The organism is Cecembia calidifontis, assembly GCF_004216715.1.
In the GTDB taxonomy this organism is placed as follows: Bacteria; Bacteroidota; Bacteroidia; order Cytophagales; family Cyclobacteriaceae; genus Cecembia_A; species Cecembia_A calidifontis.
In genome coordinates this window covers 697,312-713,184 of sequence record NZ_SGXG01000001.1, presented here as the reverse complement: position 1 = coordinate 713,184, position 15,873 = coordinate 697,312, and the positions used below count along the sequence as shown (strand labels likewise).

General features: G+C 40.1%; 15 protein-coding genes. 8 read left to right on the top strand and 7 right to left on the bottom strand.

Annotated features, from left to right (window positions below):
• Positions 1–3 precede the first annotated feature (3 nt).
• A complete protein-coding gene (gene rfbC / locus BC751_RS03065) occupies positions 4–555 on the bottom strand; it encodes a dTDP-4-dehydrorhamnose 3,5-epimerase (RefSeq protein ID WP_130274269.1) in 552 nt (183 codons plus the stop codon).
• Positions 556–665: 110 nt separating this feature from the next.
• Here rfbC and hflX point away from each other — a divergent pair, with 110 nt between their 5' ends.
• Positions 666–1,931: a GTPase HflX gene (gene hflX / locus BC751_RS03060; protein ID WP_130274268.1), complete on the top strand. Its 1,266-nt coding sequence runs from the start codon at positions 666–668 to the stop codon at positions 1,929–1,931.
• Between the two features lie 3 nt (positions 1,932–1,934).
• Here the strand turns inward: hflX and BC751_RS03055 are convergent, their stop codons facing one another.
• From BC751_RS03055 to BC751_RS03040, 4 genes are all read right to left on the bottom strand, one after another.
• A complete protein-coding gene (locus BC751_RS03055) occupies positions 1,935–3,317 on the bottom strand; it encodes a methyltransferase RsmF C-terminal domain-like protein (RefSeq protein ID WP_130274267.1) in 1,383 nt (460 codons plus the stop codon).
• A 33-nt stretch (positions 3,318–3,350) separates the two neighbouring features.
• A complete protein-coding gene (locus BC751_RS03050; protein WP_130274266.1) occupies positions 3,351–4,109 on the bottom strand; it encodes a CHAD domain-containing protein in 759 nt (252 codons plus the stop codon).
• Positions 4,110–4,209: 100 nt separating this feature from the next.
• Positions 4,210–5,733, bottom strand: a complete 1,524-nt coding sequence (locus tag BC751_RS03045; RefSeq protein ID WP_130274265.1) for a magnesium chelatase — start codon at positions 5,731–5,733, stop codon at positions 4,210–4,212.
• 2 nt (positions 5,734–5,735) lie between these two features.
• Positions 5,736–6,836 (bottom strand): vWA domain-containing protein, encoded by a 1,101-nt coding sequence (locus tag BC751_RS03040; protein ID WP_130274264.1) that lies wholly within the window; start codon positions 6,834–6,836, stop codon positions 5,736–5,738.
• Positions 6,837–6,900: 64 nt separating this feature from the next.
• Between BC751_RS03040 and BC751_RS03035 the strand changes: the two genes are divergently transcribed.
• The 4 genes from BC751_RS03035 (at position 6,901) to BC751_RS03020 (ending at position 9,604) form a co-directional block, all read left to right on the top strand.
• On the top strand, positions 6,901–7,122 hold the full coding sequence (locus BC751_RS03035) for a hypothetical protein (protein ID WP_130274263.1): 222 nt from the start codon (positions 6,901–6,903) through the stop codon (positions 7,120–7,122).
• A gap of 223 nt (positions 7,123–7,345) precedes the next feature.
• Positions 7,346–7,612, top strand: a complete 267-nt coding sequence (locus BC751_RS03030) for an acylphosphatase (RefSeq protein WP_130274262.1) — start codon at positions 7,346–7,348, stop codon at positions 7,610–7,612.
• Positions 7,613–7,820: 208 nt separating this feature from the next.
• Positions 7,821–8,897, top strand: a complete 1,077-nt coding sequence (prfA, locus tag BC751_RS03025) for a peptide chain release factor 1 (RefSeq protein WP_130274261.1) — start codon at positions 7,821–7,823, stop codon at positions 8,895–8,897.
• Positions 8,898–9,064: 167 nt separating this feature from the next.
• The gene (locus BC751_RS03020) at positions 9,065–9,604 is read left to right on the top strand and encodes a GNAT family N-acetyltransferase (protein WP_130274260.1); all 540 of its coding nucleotides are present in this window, start codon (positions 9,065–9,067) and stop codon (positions 9,602–9,604) included.
• Positions 9,605–9,645: 41 nt separating this feature from the next.
• Here the strand turns inward: BC751_RS03020 and BC751_RS03015 are convergent, their stop codons facing one another.
• Both BC751_RS03015 and BC751_RS03010 read right to left on the bottom strand, forming a co-directional pair.
• Positions 9,646–10,896 carry a cystathionine gamma-synthase family protein gene (locus tag BC751_RS03015; RefSeq protein ID WP_130274259.1) on the bottom strand — a complete coding sequence of 417 codons (1,251 nt, stop codon included), beginning with the start codon at positions 10,894–10,896 and terminating at the stop codon, positions 9,646–9,648.
• Positions 10,897–11,103: 207 nt separating this feature from the next.
• The gene (locus BC751_RS03010) at positions 11,104–13,911 is read right to left on the bottom strand and encodes a YCF48-related protein (RefSeq protein ID WP_130274258.1); all 2,808 of its coding nucleotides are present in this window, start codon (positions 13,909–13,911) and stop codon (positions 11,104–11,106) included.
• A 178-nt stretch (positions 13,912–14,089) separates the two neighbouring features.
• Between BC751_RS03010 and BC751_RS03005 the strand changes: the two genes are divergently transcribed.
• From BC751_RS03005 to BC751_RS02995, 3 genes are all read left to right on the top strand, one after another.
• Positions 14,090–14,743, top strand: coding sequence for a Tll0287-like domain-containing protein (locus BC751_RS03005; RefSeq protein WP_130274257.1), 654 nt, complete (start codon positions 14,090–14,092; stop codon positions 14,741–14,743).
• A 26-nt stretch (positions 14,744–14,769) separates the two neighbouring features.
• On the top strand, positions 14,770–15,108 hold the full coding sequence (locus BC751_RS03000; RefSeq protein ID WP_130274256.1) for a hypothetical protein: 339 nt from the start codon (positions 14,770–14,772) through the stop codon (positions 15,106–15,108).
• Positions 15,109–15,220: 112 nt separating this feature from the next.
• Positions 15,221–15,853, top strand: a complete 633-nt coding sequence (locus BC751_RS02995) for an RNA polymerase sigma factor (protein WP_130274255.1) — start codon at positions 15,221–15,223, stop codon at positions 15,851–15,853.
• The last annotated feature ends 20 nt before the right edge of the window (positions 15,854–15,873 follow it).

Genomic DNA, 15,873 nt, shown 5'->3' with positions numbered 1-15,873 from the left:
AAACTATTGCCCGAGAGTTATATTTGTTACAAACTCTTTGAAAGTCGGCCAGGTTTGGTCTCTTTCAGATAAAATCGGATCTGAAATTTTCCAGTCAATATTTAGTTCTTGGTCACTCCATAAGATGCCACCTTCACTTTCCTTCTTGTAATAATTGGAACATTTATAACAAAAGATAGCATCTTCCAAGACAGAAAAACCATGCGCAAAGCCTTTGGGCACAAATAGCATATTGTGCTGTTTTGCATTGAGTTCAACAGTATAAACGCCACCAAAAGTCTTAGAGTTCGGTCTTAAATCAACAACTACATCCAAAACTCTTCCGGAAATAACCCGGACCAGTTTGGCCTGTGCATCATCTCCTGTTTGGAAGTGTAGGCCTCTAAGCGTTCCAGCCAAGGAAAAAGACTGATTTTCCTGTACCCAACTTTCTTTGATTCCTGCATTTATTAGGATATCTTCCCTGTAGGATTCAAAAAAATATCCTCTATGGTCTTCCCAAACTTTGGGAAAAATTTCCAAAACCCCTTCCAGCGGTGTTTCTTTTATTTTCATCACTATTCTTTGATATAAATGTCAAATATAACAGTTATTCCCGCTAGGTTGGTAAATTTACATCAAATACAAATGGAACTAAATGAGTGCTCCGTTCCTTGATATAACATATGAGTAAATTTTCCAGAAAACTTCAAAAATTATATGATACTGCTCCCAAGCAGGAAACGGCCGTTTTGGTGGCATTGATCCATCAAGGGCAATCTGAACAGCAGGTTCAGGAATACCTGGAGGAATTGGCTTTTTTGGCTGAAACTCTGGGGGCCAAGACTGTATATAAGTTTACCCAAAGATTGGAAAAGCCTGATGTGAAGACCTTTGTGGGTTCTGGTAAACTGGAAGAAATTCAGGCATATGTCCAGCATTTTGAGGTGGATATGGTTATTTTTGATGATGACTTGAGCCCTTCCCAAATGCGGAACCTGGAGAATGAACTCAAGGTGAAAGTTTATGACCGATCCCTTTTGATTTTGGATATTTTCCTCAAAAGGGCACAGACTGCGCAGGCTAAGACCCAGGTGGAATTGGCCAGGTTTCAATACTTACTTCCCCGCTTGACCAGAATGTGGACCCACTTGGAAAGACAAAGGGGCGGAACTGGTACCAGAGGTGGTGCAGGGGAAAAAGAAATCGAAACGGACAAAAGGGACATTCGGAATAAAATAGCCCTGCTCAAAAGCAAACTCAAAGAAATAGAAAAGCAGGGTGAAACCCAACGTAAAGGCAGGAAGGGAATTGTAAGGGTAGCTTTGGTAGGTTATACCAATGTGGGCAAGAGTACTTTGATGAACCTGATCACCAAGACCAATATCCTTGCTGAAAATAAACTGTTTGCAACAGTTGATGCGACGGTCAGAAAAGTTGTGTTGGACAATATTCCATTTTTGCTTTCAGATACCGTGGGATTCATCAGAAAACTCCCCACTCACCTCATTGAATCCTTCAAATCTACACTAGATGAGATCAGAGAGGCTGATTTGCTGGTACATGTAGTGGATATCTCCCATCCTGGATTTGAAGACCATATTGCGGTGGTAAAAAATACTTTGAATGAAATTGGCGCAGGGGACAAGCCCATGTTATTGGTCTTTAACAAAATTGATTTGGTGCCAAAAATGCCAAGTGAGGAAGAAAGACAAAATATGACAGAATTGGAGCTTGAGGAACAGAATTTTCTGGATTTTGAGAAATTGTCCAAAGCTTATGAGAAAAAGACAGGGATAGCGCCGGTATTCATGGCAGCCCACGATGGCACAAATGTAGAGGAGTTCAGAGCAGCTCTGGTAAAAGAAGTGAAAAAACAGCATCTTAAAATTTATCCGCACTACCTCGAAAGCGAAACCATTAATTGGTCTCAATTTGATGTGGAAGAGTAATTTTTACTTCATCCGGATCCGCCACTCTTTGGGATAATTGTTATTTGTTCTGTTCCCAAGATTCTTGATCCATCCCAAAGGGAGCTGTTTAAATGTAACCAAAACCCATCCTTCCGGAGCCCCAGATAGATGGGTTTCTTCTTTTCTAAGAAATTCCAGCGCTTGTATTTCATTTAATTCAAATGTTGCGAATCCCTTTTTGGGAAAAATGCTGACTGCCCATTCATGTGTCGGCACAAATTGGTCCTTGTTGAATTTTCCCAATTCCACCCCAAAATATTTGATGTTCAGGAATCGGGTCAGAAATTCAAAGTGCTGCTGAAACTGTCCGGGAATCCTAAAATAACTCCCCTGAAGACTGTAAATGGATGAGCTTTCCGGAAGGCCTAAGGTTTCAATAAGTTTTTGGCTGATGGTTTTACCTTCTGACTTGATAAATGGATGTTTAAAATCCTTGCCTTTTTGGGGGTCTTGGCTGTACGCGTCTTCAGACCTCTTTAAAACGCAGATAAATAATCCTTCACCATCAACTTTATGAGGGTAAAATCTATATCCATAAAAGGATTTGCATTCTGTTTCCAATTCGGATTCTACAATGCCCCAAGAAGATTCCAAAGGTAGTTTTACCGGTTCATAGGAAAACTCTGAGCAAATAAACCGAAGCATATCCTCATTTTCCTGTTCATTGAATGTGCAGGTGCTGTATATGAGATAGCCACCCGCCCTGACAAGGGCTCCAGCCTGGTCCATGATCCTTTCCTGTCTCATGGCGCATAGATTCACATGCTCGGGTGACCATTCATTTCGCGCATCGGGATCTTTTCTGAACATACCTTCTCCGGAGCATGGTGCATCTACAAGCACAAGGTCAAAAAAACCTTCTAGGTTTGAAAAGTGTTCCGGGTCATTTTGAGTAACCAAGGTGTTCCCAATGCCCCATTTGATGATGTTTTCTTTCAGGATGGAGGCCCTGGCTTTAATGACTTCATTGGCTACAAGAAATCCTTCCTCTCCCAGATAGCTACCCAATAAGGTAGATTTGCCCCCGGGCGCTGCTGCCAGGTCCAGAAAGATTCCATTTTTGGGGACCTGTAAGTAGTGCAGAATATGCTCCAAAAACATGGATGAGGCTTCCTGAACATAATATGCGCCGGCATGAAATAAAGGATCCAAGGTAAAGCTAGGACGGTCTTCCAAATAATACCCCCAATTGGACCAGGGAACCTTGGACAAATTCCCGATTTCCTTCACATTTTTGAAAGGATTTAAACGAATGGAAGTTTTGGGTTCATTTTCCAGAGATTGTTTGAATTTAAAAAACTCCTCTTCACCAAGGAAATCTTTCATTCTTTCTTCAAAAGCTTCAGGAAGTTGGATTGATGACATGCTTAAATTTTTCACAAAAATAAGCTTTTATTATTAAGCGGGCGAAGTGCTTGTAAACACGCTTTGAAGGAAGGTATTGCTTGTTGCATTGAGCTCTTTTTCCAAGGTTTCCAGTTCCTGGAGGATCACTTTCTCCTGATTTTTTTCTTTGGACATTTTGTGACTGACCAGCAGATCATGCCAGTTCCCTATTTTTTCCTGCAATTGATCCAAAAACTCAAAATTGATCCGAATAGCATGTTGCTGTTGTTCTGTAAAAAGTGATTTTAAATACAGAATAATTTTAATTTTCATCCTGGCTTCATGGAATTCCCCTTTTCTCAGTTTGTTGTTGGTTTTGAGTAGGGTACTATTGAAATAGGCGGTTAGGGTATTGGCTTCAAAATTAAGGTCGATTTGTGAGGTATTCTCTTGAAACCGGTTAAGGTATTTATCCCATTTCTCCTTATTTTTCAAAAATCTGTTTATGCTTTTTTCCAGTTTTGCTATTAGTTTTTTTTCATTTTTTTCGTCACGTTCTGGAAGAGATTCTAGCCTGATCAGATGTAGTTGCAACTCTCTGATTTCGCCTGCTTGTTTGAAAAGTTTCCTTATGGGTTGGAAAAGCTTTTTATAATTAGTATCCGGCTCCAGATGTTCAAAAAATTGGATGAGTGCTTTTATTTTTTTGATGTTGACCCTCAGCTGATGGATATCCTCTGCCCCTTTGCTTTCAAAAAACCGGCTAAGATGTTGGCTCACCTGATCCAAATGTTCCTTAAGAAAATTGTTGTATATGGGTTCAGTGGCCATGATTCAGACAATCTATTTCCCAACAACAATTTAAGTTTTATAGGGGTAATAAAAAAATCCCCTCCAAAAGTGAGAAGGGGATTTATTTTAGTTCGGCGGATTAAAACCCATCTTCTTCATCAAAATCCTCATCCGATGCACCCATGTCAAACATGGAGCTGAACAGGTCTTTGAACTGCATGCCGGTATCCAGGAGTTTTTTACTTAATTGGCTATATTCAGATAGCCCGTGAAGCAGGAATTCCATGTAAAATTCTTTTTCCTTTTCTGGTAAGTTCTTGACCATGCTGGTGACCAGGTTTTCCAATCCGGGGACTTTATGTAGACTGCTTTTGTAGTCTTTATTGCTAGTGGAAGCCAAAATATCCAAAGTATTTCCTTCTCCAAACCAGGCCAAAGGAATTACATAAGGGTTGCCTTCCTTTTCTTTCTTCTTTTGTTCCGGGGAAGGGAAATAGTCCGTGAACAGTGTCCTGATGGCTTTACCGATCAGGTTGTAAGCGACAAGGCCGGCACCTTCCTGTTCTCCTTCATATACCAATTCCACTTTTCCAGTGATGGCTGGAATCACACCGATAAGGTCCGAAATCCTGACCACGGTATCTTCTTCATCATTCAGGTAAAGCCTTCGCTCTGCAGCAGAAATTAAATTTTCAAAAGCAGAAATAGTGAGCCTGGCAGAAACTCCACTTTTTTCATCCACATATTCACTTTTCCTGGCCTCGATCGCAATCTGTTCGATAAGGTCCCGCATCAATTCAGGCACATGGATTTTTTCTACAGGTTTTCCCTCCAGCCTGGCTTCTTGTGCAGTGATCCTTTTTCCTATTTCAATGGATTTTGGATAATGCGTAATGATCTGGCTCTCTATCCTGTCTTTCAGGGGAGTGACAATAGAACCTCTATTGGTATAATCTTCAGGGTTGGCAGTGAAAACAAATTGAATGTCCAATGGCAACCTTAATTTGAACCCTCTTATCTGTATATCTCCTTCTTGTAGGATATTAAAAAGGGCTACCTGTATCCTTGCCTGAAGATCAGGAAGTTCATTAATGACAAAAATCGATCTATTGGATCTGGGAACCAGTCCATAGTGGATGACTCTTTCATCATTGTAGGAGAGTTTAAGGGTAGCGGCTTTGATGGGATCTACATCTCCGATAAGGTCAGCAACAGACACATCAGGTGTGGCCAGTTTTTCTGTATACCTGTCTTCCCTATGCCACCAGGTAATGGGAGTTTGATCACCTTTGGTATGGATCAATTCCTTGGAAAAAGAGGATAAGGGCGCTAATGGATCATCATTAAGTTCAGACCCTTGCACTACCGGAATGTATTCATCCAATAAATGAGTCATCATCCTTGCAATCCGGGTCTTGGCCTGTCCTCTTAGCCCAAGCAAATTGATGTTGTGCTTGGAAAGAATGGCCCTTTCAATGTCTGGGATAACCGTGTCTTCATACCCCCAAATCCCTTCAAAGACCTGCTCTTTTTGCTTGATTTTATGAATCAAATTCTTTCTAAGCTCCTCCTTGATTGAAATGGGCTGATATCCTGAAGCCTTTAATTCTCCAAGGGTTTTTATTTTCAATAAGTCTTTGGACGATAATTTGTGGTATTCCATTTTTAGAGTTTTTTAGTCCTGTTTCTTCTGTAGTCTTCAAAAATCAGATTTCCCAATCCTTTCAAACTACTGTAATAAGCGTTTCCATTGTTGACTTTGGTAAATTCTTTTACAAATTCTTTGAGGTAAGGATCAGAGGCAATCATAAATGTGGTGATTGGAATCTTCAATTTCCTACACTGGGCGGCAAGTTTTAGGGTTTCGTTCAGAATTTTGCTGTCAATGCCAAATGCGTTTTTATAATATTTTATCCCGACTTTTAAACAGGTAGGTTTTCCATCTGTAATCATAAAAATTTGCTTGTTAGGGTTTTTTCTCCTCCGAAGCAAATCCATTGCAAGTTCCAATCCTGCGACAGTATTGGTGTGGTATGGTCCCACTTGTAAATAGGGAAGGTCTTTGATTTCAATCTGCCAGGCATCGTTTCCAAAGACGATCACATCCAAAGTGTCTTTTGGGTACCTGGTCTTGATGAGTTCGGCCAATGCCATGGCTACTTTTTTGGCAGGGGTTATCCTGTCTTCTCCATATAATATCATAGAATGGCTGATGTCAATCATCAAGACAGTAGAGGTTTGGGTTCTGTATTCATTTTCCACCACCTCCAGGTCATCCTCTGTAAGCAGATAATCTCCTGAAAAGCCATGATTTACCTGGGCATTTCGTATAGAATCAGTAAGGGCTATTTGGTCAAGGCCATCCCCAAAGCTGTAGGGCCTTCTATCCGTCCCCTTTTCATCGCCTGGACCCGAATGGGTTGTTTTATGCTGTCCGCCTTTGGACCGTTTCAATTTTCCGAAAATTTCTTCTAGGGCATTTTTTCGTATACTTTGTTCCGCTTTCGGAGTGATTTTGATTTCCCCCTTTTGGTTTTCCTCAGTTAGGTAACCTTTGCTCTTTAGGTCCTCAATGAAGTCACCTATCCCATAACTAGGATTGGTTAGCTGATACCTTTTGTCCAGATTGCTCAACCAGGACAGCGCTTCTGCCACATCTCCCCCGGTCATAGTGACCAATTGAAGGAAAATATTGAACAGGTTTTCGAAGGTGTTTTTCTCTGGATCCTTTGGCGGAATATATTTTGTAAATCGGAAACCTTTCATAGCAACCTTGTAACAAAATGAATCTAATTGTGGTTTACTTTGTAAAGATAAATCCCTGATTATCATGAAAAACTATTTATTTCCCGTTTATCTGGTTACATCATTTCTGATTGTGTTTGTAACGGCCATCCATGCAAATTTGAATACTGCATTGATTTTATTTATGTTCTCCATTTCACCATTGCCAATTATTTGGATGGTGTATAGGGTCTTGACAGCAGACATTGTGGTAGAGTCCACCTTTGAGGAAAAATGGTATGAAGATGTGCCAAAGTCCCAGTTGTAAGCCGAAAACTGTATGTGATGATCAATAAACCGTTGTTAATCACAATGAGTTTTTCTTAGTTAATTATAACTAAATCTTGAAAAATTAAAGTTCAAACACACGTAAATATTAATTTTTCCGCTTGTAAATTGTACTAACCAAATATGTGAGAAATTCGGAAAATAAAGAAACGTTTAATACATTTGTATTTGAACCGCACTAATGTGATAACCCTTAAAAAATAATGAACAGACGGATCAAAGTCCATGGCAAAGTTCAAGGAGTTTTTTTCAGAAAAAATACCCAACAAAAAGCGCTTGAATTAGACCTCAAAGGCTGGGTGAAAAATGAAGATGACGGAACAGTATCTTTGGAAATAGAAGGTGAACTTCATTCCATTTTGGCTATGCAGTCTTGGTTGCGATTGGGGCCTCCCAATTCCCAGGTTGAATATTTGGAAATTTCTCAGGGAGAAGAACAAGGTTATCAGGATTTTCTCATTCTGCAGTAGTTTTTAGGAAAGCAAAAAGTTTTCTCTTTATTAAGGCCAATTCCCTCAAAGAATTGGCATTTGTTTTTGGAATTAACTCCTTTAAGATAACTCATGAACCCTCTGGTTTAAATTTACTGCAAATGTCCGTTGCTCCATATCATTCCGGGCCCGGCATTAGCCGTTTGATATATTTTACTAATTTTGCCATTCAAAAAGAACGTTACATATGCTTGAAAAATTACAAGCACTTAAGGATAGATTTATAGAATTAGGCCAACTGCTCATTCAGCCTGATTCCATGTCCGATATGAGTAAGTATACTAAGCTTACCAAAGAGTACAAGGACTTGGAAAAGATCGTTGGGCTGTATGATGAGTATAAATTGGTCATGGATAACTTGGCCAGCACCAAGGAAATTTTGGAGAAAGAGAAAGATCCGGATTTCAGGGAAATGGCAAAGCAGGAGTTGGAGGAATTGAAAGTAAAGCAAGAAGAGCTTGAAGAACAGCTTAAACAGCAGCTTATACCTAAGGATCCTAATGATTCCAAAGACTGCATCCTTGAAATAAGGGCTGGAACCGGAGGTGATGAGGCGGCGATTTTTGCAGGGGACCTTTTCAGGATGTATCAGCGTTTTTGTGACAAGCAAGGCTGGAAGCTGACCGTTTTGGATTTGACCTTTGGGCCTTCCGGTGGTTACAAAGAGATCATCAGCACTGTCAGCGGGGCAGATGTTTATGGTATGCTCAAATATGAATCCGGTGTCCATAGGGTACAAAGGGTACCTGCCACCGAAACTCAAGGCAGGGTGCATACCTCTGCAGCCACAGTGGCTGTTTTGCCTGAAATGGATGAAGTGGAGGTAGAGATCAATATGAATGACATCCGAAAAGATACCTTTTGTTCTTCAGGTCCAGGAGGTCAATCGGTTAACACCACTTATTCTGCGGTCAGGCTTACCCATATCCCCACCGGTTTGGTAGTAACCTGTCAGGATGAAAAATCCCAGATCAAGAACTTTGAAAAGGCCTTAAAGGTACTTCGTTCGCGTTTATATGAAATTGAATTGGCCAAGCACAATGAGGCAGTAGGTGCACAGAGGAAGTCGATGGTGGCTAGTGGAGACAGATCTGATAAGATCAGGACCTATAATTATCCACAAAGTAGGGTAACTGATCATAGAATCAATAAAACCGTATATAATCTCCCTGATGTCATGGATGGAAATATTGAAGAGTTCATTTCCGCTTTGAGATTTGCTGAGAACGTAGAGAAAATGAAAAGCTCAGGTATGGAGGAATGAGTAGATCATTCCTCCAAAAATTAGGATTGAAAATACCTGATTTTTGTAAAATTTTAAAGATTTTTTCCTTTAAGACCTAAATTTGGGATTTTCGTAAAAAACTTCCCACTTTTTGTGACGAATCAGAATAAAGGAACTTATCTTCAAGAAAGATAAATCCTGTTTGGATGAAAATTGAAGGTAAAAGAAATATCAGTTTGGTGACATGGAATGATGACCATTTTCATCAGTTATACCCTTTGGCCAATAACCTCAAAATTGCCAAAAATTTACGGGACAGCTTCCCTCATCCTTATACTATTCATGATGCAAGACATTGGATAGAGTACAATTACAAGTTTAACCCGGCTCAAAATTTTGCAATTGAATTTGCTGGAGAACTGGCAGGGTCTGTTGGCTGTGAAATTGGGAAAAATGAATTAAGGACCAATATGGAATTGGGCTTCTGGATAGGAGAGCCCTTCTGGGGAAAAGGCATTGCTACGGAAGCGGTGATCCTATTTACGGAATATGCATTGTCAAAATTCCCGCAGATTCAAAGGATTTATGCCCAGGTTTTTGATAATAATGTTCCTTCTATGAAAGTGTTGGAAAATGCTGGATTTGAGCCAGAGGCCATACTAAGACATGCCTACATCAAAGATGGAATCGTTGGAGATTTATTTCAATTTGTCCTTTTAAGGGAAGAGGTAGAGAAGTTTGAATAAAAAAAGACCGGTCCAATTTTAGGTGCCGGCCTTTTCTTTTTTTATGCTTTTTCAAGGGCTTGTTCAATATCCCAGATAATGTCAGAATAATGCTCTACCCCAACCGATAAGCGGATCAATTTTTCTGTAATGCCCATTGTCTTTTTGTCTTCTTCAGACACATCACTGTGCGTCATGGTTTCTGGATGCTCTGCCAAAGACTCTGTGCTTCCCAAAGAAACAGCCAACTTGATCAGTTTAAGGCTATTCAGAAATTTGAAGGCTTCTTTTTCCCCTCCTTTGATATCAAATGAGAGCATGGCTCCTGCAGAAAACAGTTGTTTTTTGAAGATGGCATGCTGGGAAGTTCCAGGCTCCAAATGTCCTAAGTAATATACTTTCTCGACTTTAGGGTGGTTTTTCAAAAATTCGGCGACTTTGACGGCATTTTCTGCCTGCTGTGTCATCCTTACCTTAAGTGTTTCCAAACTCCGCATCAATAACCAACCCGTCCAAGGACCCGCCATATTTCCCAAAAATGTCCTTAACGTCCTTACACGCTTCATGTATTTTGACCTTCCTAGAACAGCCCCGGCAATCAGGTCAGAATGGCCTCCAATGTACTTGGTAGCGGAATACACTACCAAATCAGCACCAAACTTAAGTGGGTGTTGCCAAAGGGGCCCCATATAGGTATTGTCTACACAGACCACCACTTCCTTACTTTCGGAAGAAAATGCATCGGCAACTTTTCTACATAATTCTAAATCAAATAATGCATTGGTAGGATTAGCAGGTGTCTCAACATACACCATCTTCAGTTTTTCTCCCAATCCCTTTGATTTAATGTCATGTATTAAATCTTCTGCCGATTGATTGCTGGTAAATCCTATGCCGTGTATGCCGTATTCAGGCAATACTTTATTGATGAAATGATCTGTTCCTCCATAAACAGGTTTACTGTAAAGCAATACATCCCCGGGACGTAAAAACTCCAGCATGACAGTTGAAATGGCAGACATTCCACTTTCAAAGACCGCACATTCGTCAGCACCATCCCAGAGGCATAGCCGTTCTTCCAGAATCTGTAGGTCAGGGTTGTTTAATCTTGAATAAATCAAACCTAACTCTTCATTAGGGGCTTTTTCACGCTGACCGTAGGCCACTTCAAAAAATGCCTTTCCTTCTTCTGCAGAATTGAAGACAAAAGTGGAGGTCTGAAATATGGGGCATTTGATTGCTCCTTCGGAAAGCGCAGGCTTATAGCCATGCGACATCATAAGGCTTTCTGGGTGAAAATATCTGTTCTCCATTATATTAGGGTTTATGGATGCAAATCACCAAAAATCGCGCTTAATTGTCAAGGGTTAACATAAAATAAAATTTTGAATATTCCGCAAAAACTTGCTGTATGTTTTACAAAAACAGAATAAAAACCAAGTTATTTGGTTTTGAAAAAATAAAATTTGGTAATCTGGGTTTTGAAAGCCAGCCAGAATATAAAATAAGGTATTGGTTGTTTACCTTACCAATACCTTATGGGCATATTCTTTTTCCCTTGTCTGAATAAGTACAGTGTAAAGCCCTTTAGGAAGGTTTCTAAACTGGTACTGATTCAATCCATTTTCGGGTCTTACACTATTCAATTCTTGTCCGTATGCATTGATGATACGTATTTGCTGTACATGACCTGTTCCGGCAAGGTCCAAAGTAAAATCACCTTGTGATGGATTTGGGTAAATATTGATTTTATGAATTCCTTCTCTTTCCCTTTCGATGGAAGTGATGATATTTACATTCACGGAAATTTCAGAAGCTTCTCCTTCGTTGCATCCATTCATTGGAGTTACCTTGAGCGTAAAATCACCTTCTCTTTCCCATCTGATGGTGACCCTATGGGTACCCTGACCGGAAATTATTCTTCCCCCCTGACCACTGATGGTCCATTGGAAATTCACTTCAGGAACATTGTTGACGCTATAGATTTCTTCCGTTAAACCAACCCGTTCAGGACCTGAGATTGGAGATGGCTGGGCAGGAGGAGTTGTTACCAGAATTTCTTTTGTGGTGGAAGGCCCTGTTCCGCAAGGGTTATTAGGAGTGACTCTTACTGTTCTGTTACCGGTATTGCTCCACTGAACCAGGATCCTGTTGGTTCCCTGTCCTTCAAGGATATTCCCTCCGTTAACCTCCCATACAAAGACTGTTCCCAAAACAGCATCGACTGAGTAAGCCTCAGAAGTTCCAATACAAACTGCCCCTTCTCCTAAAATGGTGTTGATTTGTCTCGGTGTGGTAGATACGATTACCTCAAGCCCGGTAGTGCCACTGTTTCCGCAGAAATTTTTGCCTCTTACTAATACTGCATTTCTTCCAGGAATTTCCCATTCTACCACAATCCTGCTTGTTCCTTGTCCTTCAATGATCCTTCCTCCGTCTACCCTCCACTCAAATTCCATATCGAGGCCAAGCACTTCCTGAACCGTGTAGGTCTGTGTACTCAAACAAACATTGCTTTCACCAAATATGAGTGTGGGCTGTTCAGGAACCTGGCAGTCGTACGTGAAAAATGTACCATTCTCACCTACCGCAAAACCATTGCTTAGGGTTCCAAAACTAAGCCCTGAAAAGTCCTGAAAAGTAGCTGTTATAAATTTTTCCCATGAAACCCCGCCATCTTTGGTTTGGGAAATAAGTCCTCGTTCCCCTGCAATGAATCCCACTTCTTCATCTAAGAATTCTACTGCACTCAAATTTTCTGAAAATGGCAGGTTTAGAGAAGCCCAGGTTGATCCTTTATCCGTTGTTTTAAAAGCCGTACCTGATTGACCCACGATTACTGCGCTCGTTTCATCCAAAATAGAGATATCTGTAAATCTTACCGTGCTTGGAAGAGGAATCTGCCTCCAAACCTCATTTTCAAGGATGCTGACATATCCGTTGCTCCCTATGAGAATTCCAGATTCCTGATCGAAAAATGCCAGTCTTTGAAAATTAACAGTGTTAGTACCCAGATCAACTTTTTCCCAGTTTACACCCCCATCTGCAGTTCTTGCCAAAAATCCTTTGTCTCCAACGAGATAGCCAAGGTTGTTATTGAAGAAAAACAATCCGTTGAGGTTTTCTGTAGTTCCAGGGTTCAGGGAGGTCCAGTTGGTTCCGGAATTTGTGGTTCTTAAAAGGATGCCGCCGTCCCCACAGACATACCCAAGTGCATTTGTGGTAAAAAACAGGTGATTGAATTTATTGGAAACAGGCCTGGACCTGTCATTGAATGTGGTTCCTCCATTATTTGTAAAGAAAAATCTGCCATTTTCACCCGTGATGTATCCAATTCTGTCAGTTTTGAATTCTGTTGCGGTGTAGTCTACTTCACGTCCTGAAAGTCTCAGTGTCCAGCTTGCTCCTGCATTGGCAGAAGATAGCAAAAAGCCGTTGGTGCCGGTACTAAATACCACATTGGAATTGGTCCGGAAAGCAATATCCGAATAGGTCTCCTGGTTATTGACATTGATGCCTCCAAAGTTTAGTCCGGCATTTGTTGTCCTGAGGATAGTAGCGTTTTCTCCGGTGATTACTCCGATATTGGTATTGGCCCTACTGAAACTGACCGACAGAAGATTTCTCTCGGTTCCGGATGTAATCTGCGTCCATGTAATTCCGGCATCGGTGGTTCGGAGTATGGTGCCCCTGTTTCCCACGGCATAGCCTAAAAGTCCATTGACAAAATACACATCGTTTAGACCTTGATTCTGACCGGTAGTTCTCAGGTTCCAACTGTTACCTCCGTTAAAAGTCCTGATAATTTCTCCATTGGCTGAACTGATATAGCCGGTGTCAGCATTGACAAAGTAAAGGCTCCGGAGGTCGGCAACTGTTCCTACACTTTGCCTCAGCCAAGAATTTCCGGAATCCGAGGAGCGGTACACCTCTCCGTTATCTGCAACAATGTAAATCCGCGTTTGTGTGACATACTTAATTTTATTTAAGCGTACATTACTCCCAATGTTCAACAATTCCCATGTATTTCCCCCATTGTTTGTCCTGAAAATATGGCCATTTTCACCTACCATCATTCCAATGTTTTCATTGAAAAAATCTACTGCCAACATTCTTGTTTTTAGAGGGGCTTGTTGTTCCACCCAGCTGAGGCCTCCATCAATGCTTTTTAAAATGATCTGATTGCCTGAGATGTACCCCACCTCTTCATTGACCCATACAATTCCGGTGTATTGATTGCCCCAACCTCCTAATCTTCTCCAGGTTTGGGCTTCTGCAATTCCAAAAAATAAAACAGCTAAAAATAAAAGGTATAAATGTTTCCTCATTGGTTTTCAATCAACTATACCGTACAAAATTATAATAATTCCTAAAATATGAAACAGGCTGGGATCCAATACCTGCCGAACAAACTATAAATTCAGTCTGTGTAAGGTACAAACTGCATTAATTGTTTCAGAAACTCAGAATATTATCTTATTTTTAAATCCTTAATCGGAATCAGCGATGAGAAAAAAAATTGTAATTATTTTATCTGCATTTGTTTTCGTGGCATGTGGGACCAATGAAAGGGTAAGTAGGGAGGTTTTTGAAGAGGTCAATAAGAGCATGGAAATAAAGAAAGTAAATGAGGCAGATTTGATCAGAGAAGCTTTGAAATGGGGAAATGAAATTTCCCAGGAAGCTCAGGAACAATTGATTGCTGCCTTGCAAAATGCCATTGCGGAGAAAGGAGTTCCCGGAGCTATAGAATTTTGTAATGAACAGGCTTTCCCCATTCTGGAAGAAGTTAGCAAAAAGTATAACGTGAGTATACGGAGGGCTTCCAATGATTTTAGAAACCCGAAAGACAAGCCCTTGGATTATGAAGAAATGATCCTGGATGCATTTGAATACAATCTTGAAAATGAGCTGCAGGTCGAACCCAATATTCAGAAACTGGAAGGGGGAGAGGTCCTTCACTATGCAAAAGTGATTCAGATACCGGGTGCACTTTGTCTCAATTGCCATGGAAATCCTGAAACTGAAATCAGTACCGAAACCAAAGAAAAACTGAAAAAACTCTATCCTGATGATAGGGCTACCGGCCATAAAATCGGTGATTTGAGAGGAATATGGAGTATTAAAATGCCCAAAAAAGAAGTTGTAAAAAGAATGTAAGCCTCAAGTAATCCCAGCCAACAGCGATGAAATTTATTCTTTTGTTTTTTTGTCTTTATACTCCCACAAGGGAATTGGACGCTACTGTTCCAAGGCATGATCAAGTTTTAGGAACAGAAAGACAAAATCAGATTTGGTCGGCCATAGAGAATCCAGCTGAAATGGAGATCGTGTCGATTCCAGAACCGGTCATAAACGATTTTTCCCAAAAAACTGACTTTAATTCCTATCCTATTGGATTTTTACCTGGTTGTGGGTCTGAATTGGTCAGACAATTGTATGAATTAGGTATAACTGTAAAGTCCTATCAGGACCTGAAGGCCGCATTGGAAGAAATTGACGTGCTGATTGGAGAGGTTTTTTAAGAGTTTTATTTTGTGTAATAAAAAAAAGTAAAAATTTATTTAGTGTATTGGGGTCATTTTTGATTTTTTCAACTCTTATTATAAGAAGCTGAAGAAGAACTATTAACCTAGCATGACCATCAACCCAAAAAAACCGTCTTCTCCAGCCAGTTTGTCTTTGAAGTATTCTGAGGTGATCAGAATCTATGGTGAAAAGTCTGACATAGAAATATGGGAAGCTTTTGACCATGGTGATGAATTGGCATTTAATTATTTATATCGAACATTTGTTCCTATACTGTTTAGGTATGGAATTCAGTTGGCTAAAGAAGAAGCTCTTGTTCAAGACAGCATTCAAAACATTTTTATTTATCTAAGAAGTAAACGCGGATCGCTTTCGAAGGTCAACTCCATAAAAGCTTACTTAATAAAATCTTTAAATAGGGAATTGTTGAATAAGATTTCCAAGTCAAAACGAGTTGAATATAAAGATATTGATGATTTAAAAGATAGTTTCTTAATAGATGTATCATGCGAATCCAAAATGATAGAATTTGAATCCTCAAAAGAGACTAAAAAGAAACTAGAGGTGGCGTTGAATCAATTAACTCCCAAACAAAGATTGGCAATTCTTTTATTGTATGAGGAGGGCTTGAATTATCAACAGATCGCAGAGATTCTTGAATTTAAAGAGGTTAAATCAGCTCGTAAATTAGTTTATAGGGCATTGAATAATTTAAAAAGTATTTTAATCAATAAACATTAGTAAGAAGGAATGAAAAGTTT

Bases quoted from the DNA above. Each gene is read 5' to 3' on its own strand.
- rfbC (WP_130274269.1), bottom strand. From the start codon at position 555: ATGAAAATAAAAGAAACACCGCTGGAAGGGGTTTTGGAAATTTTTCCC.
- BC751_RS03045 (WP_130274265.1), bottom strand. From the start codon at position 5,733: ATGGAATACCACAAATTATCGTCCAAAGACTTATTGAAAATAAAAACC.
- BC751_RS03015 (WP_130274259.1), bottom strand. From the start codon at position 10,896: ATGGAGAACAGATATTTTCACCCAGAAAGCCTTATGATGTCGCATGGC.
- BC751_RS03030 (WP_130274262.1), top strand. From the start codon at position 7,346: ATGAACAGACGGATCAAAGTCCATGGCAAAGTTCAAGGAGTTTTTTTC.
- BC751_RS03035 (WP_130274263.1), top strand. From the start codon at position 6,901: ATGAAAAACTATTTATTTCCCGTTTATCTGGTTACATCATTTCTGATT.
- BC751_RS03000 (WP_130274256.1), top strand. From the start codon at position 14,770: ATGAAATTTATTCTTTTGTTTTTTTGTCTTTATACTCCCACAAGGGAA.
- BC751_RS03005 (WP_130274257.1), top strand. From the start codon at position 14,090: ATGAGAAAAAAAATTGTAATTATTTTATCTGCATTTGTTTTCGTGGCA.
- prfA (WP_130274261.1), top strand. From the start codon at position 7,821: ATGCTTGAAAAATTACAAGCACTTAAGGATAGATTTATAGAATTAGGC.
- BC751_RS03040 (WP_130274264.1), bottom strand. From the start codon at position 6,836: ATGAAAGGTTTCCGATTTACAAAATATATTCCGCCAAAGGATCCAGAG.
- BC751_RS03050 (WP_130274266.1), bottom strand. From the start codon at position 4,109: ATGGCCACTGAACCCATATACAACAATTTTCTTAAGGAACATTTGGAT.
- BC751_RS02995 (WP_130274255.1), top strand. From the start codon at position 15,221: ATGACCATCAACCCAAAAAAACCGTCTTCTCCAGCCAGTTTGTCTTTG.
- BC751_RS03055 (WP_130274267.1), bottom strand. From the start codon at position 3,317: ATGTCATCAATCCAACTTCCTGAAGCTTTTGAAGAAAGAATGAAAGAT.
- BC751_RS03010 (WP_130274258.1), bottom strand. From the start codon at position 13,911: ATGAGGAAACATTTATACCTTTTATTTTTAGCTGTTTTATTTTTTGGA.
- BC751_RS03020 (WP_130274260.1), top strand. From the start codon at position 9,065: ATGAAAATTGAAGGTAAAAGAAATATCAGTTTGGTGACATGGAATGAT.
- hflX (WP_130274268.1), top strand. From the start codon at position 666: ATGAGTAAATTTTCCAGAAAACTTCAAAAATTATATGATACTGCTCCC.